We start from the raw sequence: 7,950 nt of genomic DNA, 5'->3' as shown, positions 1-7,950 counted from the left end.
GGACGCTCCTATGGTTCGTCAAGTCGCTTGTGGGTGTTCGAGCTGTCGGTAGAGCTGGCGGGTGATGTAGCGCTTGAGGCAGCGGCGGATCTCGGGGTCGGTCTTGCCCTGGGCGCGGCGTCGTTCGGCGTAGGCGCGGGTGTCGGGGTCGTAGCGCAGCCGTGAGACGGCGATGGTGTGCAGGGCTCGGTTGAGCTGGCGGTCGCCGGAGCGGTTGAGCCGGTAGCGCACCGTCTTGCCGCTGCTGGCAGGGATGGGTGCGGCGCCGGCGAGCATGGCGAACGCGCCGTCGTCGCGGCAACGCCCGGCGTGGGACCAGGCCGCGAGGACGGCGGCAGCGGTGATCGGGCCGACCCCGGGCAGGGGGAGCAGGTCCGGGCGCCAGGAACCCACGATCGCCCGGATCGCCTTCTCGTGCGCGCCGGCCTCGGCTTCGAGGTCGCGGATGCGGCGGGCCAGAACCTTGAGCGCGGTCATCGCGGTGAACACCTCGACGTCGTCGACGGCGGTGTGCGGGCGCAGCTTGGCCGCGGTCGAGGTCATGACGACGATGCTCTGCCCGCGGAAGCGGTCCCGGACCTGCTCGGGGGCGGTGATGACCAGGGCGCGTAGCTGTCGTTGCGCGTCGGCGCCCGCCTCGACGGCGCCGCGGCGCACGGTCAGCAGCATCTGCAACGCCGCTCGCTGCTTGCCGGTCTTGGGCTAGGCCAGGCGGGTGCGGGACAGGGCCTCGCGTGCGGCACGTGCGGCGTCGAGCGGATCGGACTTACGCCCACCACGACGCGCCGGGCGCCCGGGCCGGTCGAGCTCGACCACCAGCTCCTCGGCCTGGGCGAGGTGGCGGGTCAGCCCGGCGCCGTACCCGCCGGTGCCCTCGATCGCCCAGGCCCGCAGCCCAGCGTGGGCGTCGGCGAACTCAACCAACTCGGCGTACCCGTCGGCGTCTGCGGACACCGTCACCGTCGCCACGAGCGCCCCGGTGGCCGTAGTGACCGCGGCGGCGGTGTGGGTGTCGGTGTGAGTATCGACGCCGATCACGACGTCGACGGTCTGGGCGAGCCTGGACTTGCCGGGTGGTTCTGTCAGCATGGGCATCTGCGTTCTCCTTGCCGGGAGGGACGTGGAAGGTCCCGGTCCCGGTTCGGAGTCGGCAAGACTGTGACGGGACACGCCGGCGGCTACCGGCGGTCAAGCTCCTGATCAGGCCAGCTGCTCCGACCGGGGCCGGCGCCGAGGACAGCAGGCGGGCAAGTCCCCTCGAAGGCACCCGAAGGGCCAGTCAGGGCAAGGGCCACACCCGCTGTCCTCACGCACCAACCCACCATCACCAGGCCGGTACCGCCAGCCTCACAGTCAGGACAGCACGTCGTCGACGACGACGGTGATCTCGACTGTTGTGAGCCCGGTGATGTCCTCGACCACGCGCGCGACGTGGTCGCGGACCTGCTCGGCGAGGGCGACGAGGTCGCTGCCGTAGTCCGCGGCGAGGGTGATCTCGATGGCGGCGTGAGCGCCGGCCACCCCCGCCGCGACCGACGGCTCGCCTCCGTCCTTCCGCCTGCTCAGCGCGACGCGTACCCCCGGCACCTCCTGCGCCGACCGGCGCGCCACGGCCACGATGACCCGGGCGGCGATGCGCAGGACGCCGTCGGGCCCGGGGAGGCTCGCGAAGTCGGGTGTGTCGAGCGCTCCGCGCAACCGGCGCAGGAGGGCGTCCAGGCGACCCGGCGGTGCCGTGACGGTCTCCGCGGCCAGCTCGGCCATCGGTGCCCACAGCCGTTCGAACTCCGCCAGCGCCGCCTGGCAGTGCACGCACCCGCGTTGGTGGTCGTCGCGCTGGTCGGCCGCCCCGCGCGCCACCTGCTCGATGAGCTCGTCGACGCTCCGGCCGCAGTGGAGCCGGTCGGCCGGCCTCCCGGTGCCTGTCATTCCCACTCCCGGAGGCTGTCGATGAGCGAGCGCCGTGCCCGGTGCAGCCGGCCGCGGACCGTGGCCTCGGAGACGCCGAGGATCGCGGCGGCGTCGCGGTAGCTGAGTCGCTCGGCGTCGACGAGGACGACCGGGGCGCGGAGGTCGGGCGGGAGGGCGAGGATCGCGGCGAACGCCGCGCGCAGTCGGCCCCGGGCGACCGCGTGGTCGTCGGCGCCGGGCGACGGCCGCACGTCGGCCTCGTCGAGGACGTCGTGCGTGCGTTGCCGCGAGGTGAAGTTGATGCACCTGTTGACGACGATCCGGTAGAGCCAGGTCGTGAACAGGCTGGTTCCGGCGAACCCTGCAAGTGCGGTCCACACCTGCAGGACGACATCCTGGGTGACGTCCTCCGCATCGTGGGGGTTGCCGGTCATGCGCAGCGCGATGCGGTAGATCCGGTCTCGGTGGCGCTGGATGAGGACTTCCCAGGCGTCGATCGAGCCGGTCTTCGCCTGCGCGACCAGCCAGTCGTCGGCCGCCGCGTCCAGCCCGTCCACTTCACCTGCCTCCGCCCTCGTCCTGTCACCGGGTGTTCGCCTACCGGACGTCCGGTCGGCCGGCCCGGTGTCGCCGGGCAGTACCTCCGACACGGTAGCGGCCGTTCTGCACACGGAAAGTGACGAGTGCCACATCGATCGAAGGGTGACGATTTCGCGCGTCCGGTGTCTGACAGCTCGACACAGACCGGCAGGACGACGACAGCGGCGCGCTGGGCAGGGACCGCGCGCCGTGATGGGACGGGTATGGCACGGACAGCACGAGAGGATGGATCGCCCGCCTATGAGCAGGCCCTGTCGAGCGCGGCGTACGACATGGTCACGGCGTTGCGCGACATCGACGACCCCGACGCGCGGCGGCGGGCGGCGCGCGGGGTCCTCGGCTGGCTGACCGACGTCTACGGCAGGGACGCGGTGCGTGATCTGGCCGAGGTCCTGGCCGACAGGCTCGCGAGCGTGGTGCCCGATCCGACCGCCGCCGACCCCGCCCGGACGACTCCCCGATGGACGGACCCGAACCGATGATCGACGACAGCCCCGCCCCCGAGCTCGCGCCCGAGATGGTTCCGGACACGGTTCCCGAGATCGTTCCGGAGCCCACTGCCACCGACGTGGCGAACACCCCGATCTACGCGCGGCTCCTCGCCGAACTGACCGCAGCAGGGCCGGACCCGGCTGCGGCGGAGGAGGTCACCGAGGTCTCGCCGTGACGGTGTGGCCCGGGCGGCCGTCGGTGTCCCGCGGGCCTGCGGGCGCCGGTCACGGCTCCGTGACCCGGACGACGAGCTTGCCGCGGACGCGCCCCGCCACCAGGTCGTCGATCGCCGCGGGCGCCTGCTCCAGGGGGTACACGCGATCGATGATCGGCGCCACCGTTCCCTCCTCGGCCATCCGCGCGAGGATCCGCAGGTCGGCCGCGGTCTCCTTCGAGAGGAACATCGTCAGTCGCTGGGACACGAAGGGGGACAGGGCCAGTGCCCGGAGCTGCCGGTCGATCCCGCCGACGACCGGTCCGGCGTTCTCGCCGCCGACGATCACCAGCGTCCCGCGGGGGGTCAGCAGCCGGCGCAACGCGCGCAGGGTGCGGTTGCCGCCGATGTCGATGACCACGTCGTAGCGGCCGGTGATCTCGTCGCGGGTGTGGTCGAGCACGTGGATGGCGCCCGCGGCCCGGACGACGTCGGCCTTGCCCGGCCCGCACACCCCGGTGACGACGCCGCCGTGGGCACGCGCGATCTGCGTCGCGAACACCCCGACGCCGCCGGACGCACCGAGCACGAGCACCGATCGGCCCTCGGTGACGCGGCCGTGGTCGCGGACCGCCTGCAGCGCGGTCAGCCCCGAGATCGGCAGCGTCGACGCGGCCTCGAACGACAGTCCCTCGGGCATGGGGGCGAGTTTCGCGGGGGAGGCGACGGCGAACTCCGCGTAGGTGCCCGCGCCGACGCCGAAGACCGCGTCGCCCGGCGCGAACTCCCGGGTGCCGGGACCGGTCTCCTCCACGATCCCGGCCAGGTCGGCGCCCCGGACCGGGGTCTTGGGCGCCCGGACCCCGAACCCGGCGAGCCGCGCTGGGTAGGGCAGCCCGGCCGTCAGGTGCCAGACGCTGCGGTCGACCCCGGCGGCGTGCACCCGGACGAGCACCTCCCCGGGGCCGGGTGTCGGCCGCGGGATGCGGGCGGGCCGCATGACCTGGCCCGCCTCGCCTTAGCGCTCCTGGACGACGGCGCGCATCGTCGCCACCCCGGTCGTGGACTCCTGCTGCATGGCTCCCCCTGGATACTTACGGCGTAAGTTTCTAGGGTCGGTTCTACACTTACGCCGTAAGTACGTCAACGAACGGAGAGCACGCATGGTCGACCGGGGTCGCCGCGCCGGGCTCACGCGCGACAAGGTCGTCGCCGAGGCCGTCGCCATCGCCGATGTCGAGGGCATCACGGCGGTGAGCATGCGGCGGCTCGGCCGGGCCGTCGGCGTCGAGGCCATGTCGCTCTACAACCACGTCTCCGACAAGGGCGACCTGCTCGACGGCATGATCGACGCCGTCTTCGCCGAGATCGACCTGCCCGTCGGCGCCGACTGGCGGGAGGCGATGCGCCGACGCGCCCACTCGGCCCGCGAGGTTCTCAACCGGCACCGCTGGGCCGTAGGGCTCATGGAGTCGCGCACCACCCCGGGGCCCGAGACCCTTCGCCACCACGACGCCGTCCTCGGCGCCCTGCGCGCCGAGGGGTTCCCCGTCGCGCTCGCCGCCCACGCGTTCTCCGCGATCGACAGCTACCTCTACGGCTTCGTCCTGCAGGAGACGAGCCTGCCCTTCGACGACGGCGAGCAGGCCGCCGAGCTCGTGCAGCAGATGCTGGGCGAGCACGCCGCGCGGTACCCGCACCTCGCCGAGCTCAGCGCCGAGCACGTGCGGCAGGAGGGCTACGAGTTCGGGTCGGAGTTCGGCTACGGCCTCGACCTGATCCTCGACGCCCTCGCCCACCGGCTGGCCGCCACGTGTCCGGTGGAGCAGGCGGCGATCGCGGGGCCGGACCGCCGCGCCGGGACGCCGGCACCCGAACGGCCGTGACGGTGCGGACGTCCGGGCGGGCGGGAGCCGGCGTCGGGGTCTCGGTCATCGTCACGGTGCGCACCGTCGTCGGCAACGCCATCACGAAGATGAACTCGGATTCAGGATAGGCTGGGCGGATGGACCTGGAACGGGAGGTCCGCGAGCTGCCGCGCACGGCGCGCGGGCTGCGGACCCGGGCGGCGCTGGTCGCCGCGGCGCGGCGGGTGTTCGAGCGGCAGGGCTACCTCGACGCCAAGCTCACCGACATCACGCGCGAGGCGCGGTGTGCCGTCGGCTCGTTCTACACCTACTTCGCGAACAAGGAGGAGATCTTCGCCGCGGTCCTGGAGGAGGCCAAGGAGGAGATGCTCCACCCGAACGTCCGGGAGATGACGGGCACCGACGACCCGGTCACCGTCATCCGCGCCGCCAACCAGGCCTACCTGCAGTCATACGCGCGCAACGCGAAGCTGATGCGCCTGCTCGACCAGGTCGCCGACATCGACGACGGCGTCCGCGCCCTGCGGCGGCGGCGCAGCGAGGCCTTCACCACCCGCAACGCCCGGGCGATCCGCGACCTCCAGGTGCGCGGCGTCGCCGACCCGGACCTCGACCCGCTGCTGGCCGCCACGGCGCTGTCGTCGATGGTCAGCCGGATGGCGCAGATGGCGTTCGTACAGGGGGAGCCGTGGGAGCTCGACGAGCTCGTCGATGGCCTCACGCGGCTGTGGACGAACGCGTTGCGTATCACGCCGTCACCGCATTGAAGTTGAATCAAGTTTCATCTTAGGCTCAGGGCATCGCGCCGTCGTCGACGAGGAGGTCGCAGTGCAGGTCGCGGGGAAGGTCGCCGTCGTCACCGGCGGGGGTGGCGGGATCGGGGCTGCGCTCGCGGCCGCACTGGCCGGGGCGGGGGCGCGCGTCGTCGTCTCCGACATCGACGGGACCGCCGCCGAGCGGGTCGCCGCCGCCGCCGACGCGGCCGCCGGGGCCCACGTGGCGGTGGGTGCGGCCGCGGACGCCGCCGACGCCGACGCGATCGCCGCCCTGATCGCGCTCGCCGGTGCGGAGTTCGGGCCCGTCGACCTCTACTGCGCCAATGCCGGCATCGGCCCCAGGGGCGGCCTCGACGCCGACGAGTCCGAGTGGGACCGCGCGATCGAGGTCAACGTCCGCGCCCACGTCCGCGCCGCGAAGCTGCTGGTCCCCGGCTGGGTCGAGCGCGGGGAGGGGTACTTCGTCGCGACGGCGTCGGCGGCCGGGCTGCTCACCCAGATCGGGTCGGCGGCCTACGCCGTCACCAAGCACGCCGTCGTCGGCTTCGCCGAGTGGCTCTCCATCACCTACGGCGACGCGGGGGTGCGGGTGAGCTGCCTGTGCCCGATGGGCGTCGACACCGACATGCTGCGCGCCGCGACCGGTTCCGCCGACCCGATGGGCGCCGCGGCCGGCCGGTCGGTCGTCGAGGCGGGCACCGTCCTGCAGCCCGCCGAGGTCGCCGATACCGTGCTCGCCGCGATCGACGACGAGCGCTTCCTCGTGCTGCCCCACCCGGAAGTGCTCGAGATGTACCGCCGCAAGGGCTCCGACTACGACCGCTGGCTGCGCGGGATGCGCCGCTACCAGGCGTCGCTGCTCGGACCCCGGTCCTGATCCCGAATCCGAGGAGCGCACCAGATGTCGATGTTCGAGATCTCCGACCGTGCCAAGGCGATCGAGGCCGAGCTGCGGGAGTTCATGGACTCCTTCGTCTACCCGGCCGAGGCCGTGTACGAGCAGCAGATGCGCGAGGCCGGCGACCCGCACCACCACCCGCAGATCCTGGAGGACCTCAAGGAGCTGGCCAAGCAGCGCGGGCTGTGGAACCTGTTCCACCCGCACCCCGACTGGGGCCCGGGCCTGACCAACCTCGAGTACGCCCCGCTGTGCGAGATCATGGGGCGCAGCGCGTTCCTCGCGCCGGAGGTCTTCAACTGCAGCGCACCGGACACCGGCAACATGGAGGTGTTCACCCTCTTCGGCAGCGACGAGCACAAGGAACGCTGGCTGCGCCCGCTGCTCGACGGCACGATCCGTTCGGCGTTCGCGATGACCGAGCCGGCCGTGGCCAGCTCGGACGCGACGAACGTCGAGATGAGCATGGTGCGCGACGGCGACGAGTACGTCCTCAACGGGCGCAAGTGGTTCGCGTCCAACGCGCTGCACGCCCACTGCAGGGTGCTCATCGTCATGGGCAAGACCGATCCCGACGCGCTCCCGCATCGTCAGCAGTCGATGATGGTCGTCCCGATCGACGCGCCGGGTGTCGAGGTCGTCCGCAACCTCACGGTGTTCGGCTACGCCGACCGCGAGGGCCACGCCGAGATCACCTTCACCGACGTCCGCGTCCCGGAGAAGGACGTCCTCAAGGGTGAGGGGGAGGGCTTCGCGATCGCCCAGGCGCGCCTGGGCCCCGGCCGCATCCACCACTGCATGCGCACCATCGGCGTCGCCGAGCGCGCGCTGGAGCTCATGTGCCGCCGCGCCGACTCCCGCGTCACCTGGGGTCAGCCGGTCTCCGAGCGCGCGAACATCCAGGACTGGATCGCGGAGGCCCGCATCGACATCGAGATGATCCGGCTGCTGACCCTCAAGGCCGCCCACCTGATGGACACCGTCGGCAACAAGGCGGCGCGCACCGAGATCGCCGCGATCAAGGTCGCCGCGCCGAACATCGCGTTGACGATCATCGACCGCGCCATCCAGGTGCACGGCGCAGGCGGCGTGACCGGTGACTTCCCACTCGCCGCGGCGTACGCCCACGTCCGCACCCTGAGGTTGGCCGACGGACCCGACGAGGTTCACAAGCGGGCCATCGCCCGCCAGGAGCTGCGCCGCCACCGCGACACCGCCGAGTCCCGCGGCTGACGGGGAAAGCGCCGGTCG

The 7,950-nt window shown here is 72.5% G+C and carries 11 protein-coding genes; 6 read left to right on the top strand and 5 right to left on the bottom strand.

The annotated features are described in order from the left end of the window. Positions 1-18: 18 nt before the first annotated feature. The 4 genes from AB7F12_RS27050 to AB7F12_RS27035 all read right to left on the bottom strand — a co-directional run bounded on the left by AB7F12_RS27050 (position 19) and on the right by AB7F12_RS27035 (position 2,468). Positions 19-669 (bottom strand): transposase, encoded by a 651-nt coding sequence (locus tag AB7F12_RS27050; RefSeq protein ID WP_428516728.1) that lies wholly within the window; start codon positions 667-669, stop codon positions 19-21. A gap of 33 nt (positions 670-702) precedes the next feature. After that, positions 703-1,095: an IS110 family transposase gene (locus tag AB7F12_RS27045; RefSeq protein ID WP_428516726.1), complete on the bottom strand. Its 393-nt coding sequence runs from the start codon at positions 1,093-1,095 to the stop codon at positions 703-705. Between the two features lie 258 nt (positions 1,096-1,353). Next, entirely contained in the window at positions 1,354-1,929 is a 576-nt protein-coding gene (locus tag AB7F12_RS27040; RefSeq protein WP_428501807.1) for an Asp23/Gls24 family envelope stress response protein, read from the bottom strand. Then, complete coding sequence (locus AB7F12_RS27035; RefSeq protein WP_428501806.1) at positions 1,926-2,468, bottom strand: RNA polymerase sigma factor; 543 nt, start codon at positions 2,466-2,468, stop codon at positions 1,926-1,928. Before AB7F12_RS27035 ends, AB7F12_RS27040 begins: the two co-directional genes overlap by 4 nt. 246 nt (positions 2,469-2,714) lie before the next feature. Here AB7F12_RS27035 and AB7F12_RS27030 point away from each other — a divergent pair, with 246 nt between their 5' ends. Beyond that, positions 2,715-2,993 carry a hypothetical protein gene (locus AB7F12_RS27030; protein WP_428501805.1) on the top strand — a complete coding sequence of 93 codons (279 nt, stop codon included), beginning with the start codon at positions 2,715-2,717 and terminating at the stop codon, positions 2,991-2,993. After that, a complete protein-coding gene (locus AB7F12_RS27025) occupies positions 2,990-3,178 on the top strand; it encodes a hypothetical protein (RefSeq protein WP_428501804.1) in 189 nt (62 codons plus the stop codon). Before AB7F12_RS27030 ends, AB7F12_RS27025 begins: the two co-directional genes overlap by 4 nt. 49 nt (positions 3,179-3,227) lie before the next feature. On the opposite strand, the gene AB7F12_RS27020 is transcribed toward AB7F12_RS27025, so the two are convergent. After that, complete coding sequence (locus AB7F12_RS27020) at positions 3,228-4,157, bottom strand: NAD(P)-dependent alcohol dehydrogenase (RefSeq protein WP_428501803.1); 930 nt, start codon at positions 4,155-4,157, stop codon at positions 3,228-3,230. A 163-nt stretch (positions 4,158-4,320) separates the two neighbouring features. Between AB7F12_RS27020 and AB7F12_RS27015 the strand changes: the two genes are divergently transcribed. The 4 genes from AB7F12_RS27015 to AB7F12_RS27000 all read left to right on the top strand — a co-directional run bounded on the left by AB7F12_RS27015 (position 4,321) and on the right by AB7F12_RS27000 (position 7,932). Next, complete coding sequence (locus AB7F12_RS27015; protein WP_428501802.1) at positions 4,321-5,043, top strand: TetR/AcrR family transcriptional regulator C-terminal domain-containing protein; 723 nt, start codon at positions 4,321-4,323, stop codon at positions 5,041-5,043. Positions 5,044-5,162: 119 nt separating this feature from the next. Continuing rightward, entirely contained in the window at positions 5,163-5,792 is a 630-nt protein-coding gene (locus AB7F12_RS27010) for a TetR/AcrR family transcriptional regulator (protein WP_428501801.1), read from the top strand. A gap of 61 nt (positions 5,793-5,853) precedes the next feature. Next, positions 5,854-6,678 (top strand): SDR family oxidoreductase, encoded by an 825-nt coding sequence (locus AB7F12_RS27005; RefSeq protein ID WP_428501800.1) that lies wholly within the window; start codon positions 5,854-5,856, stop codon positions 6,676-6,678. 24 nt (positions 6,679-6,702) lie between these two features. Beyond that, entirely contained in the window at positions 6,703-7,932 is a 1,230-nt protein-coding gene (locus AB7F12_RS27000) for an acyl-CoA dehydrogenase family protein (RefSeq protein WP_428501799.1), read from the top strand. Positions 7,933-7,950: the final 18 nt, after the last annotated feature.

The sequence above is a fragment of the Pseudonocardia sp. genome (assembly GCF_050250275.1).
GTDB lineage: Bacteria > Actinomycetota > Actinomycetes > Mycobacteriales > Pseudonocardiaceae > Pseudonocardia.
This window is presented reverse-complemented; position numbering and strand designations above follow the sequence as displayed.

What these genes read in the sequence shown, in the direction of transcription:
- AB7F12_RS27050 (WP_428516728.1), bottom strand. Translation starts at nt 669, where the DNA reads ATGCTGCTGACCGTGCGCCGCGGCGCCGTCGAGGCGGGCGCCGACGCG.
- AB7F12_RS27045 (WP_428516726.1), bottom strand. Translation starts at nt 1,095, where the DNA reads ATGCCCATGCTGACAGAACCACCCGGCAAGTCCAGGCTCGCCCAGACC.
- AB7F12_RS27040 (WP_428501807.1), bottom strand. Translation starts at nt 1,929, where the DNA reads ATGACAGGCACCGGGAGGCCGGCCGACCGGCTCCACTGCGGCCGGAGC.
- AB7F12_RS27030 (WP_428501805.1), top strand. Translation starts at nt 2,715, where the DNA reads ATGGCACGGACAGCACGAGAGGATGGATCGCCCGCCTATGAGCAGGCC.
- AB7F12_RS27025 (WP_428501804.1), top strand. Translation starts at nt 2,990, where the DNA reads ATGATCGACGACAGCCCCGCCCCCGAGCTCGCGCCCGAGATGGTTCCG.
- AB7F12_RS27020 (WP_428501803.1), bottom strand. Translation starts at nt 4,157, where the DNA reads ATGCGGCCCGCCCGCATCCCGCGGCCGACACCCGGCCCCGGGGAGGTG.
- AB7F12_RS27015 (WP_428501802.1), top strand. Translation starts at nt 4,321, where the DNA reads ATGGTCGACCGGGGTCGCCGCGCCGGGCTCACGCGCGACAAGGTCGTC.
- AB7F12_RS27010 (WP_428501801.1), top strand. Translation starts at nt 5,163, where the DNA reads ATGGACCTGGAACGGGAGGTCCGCGAGCTGCCGCGCACGGCGCGCGGG.
- AB7F12_RS27000 (WP_428501799.1), top strand. Translation starts at nt 6,703, where the DNA reads ATGTCGATGTTCGAGATCTCCGACCGTGCCAAGGCGATCGAGGCCGAG.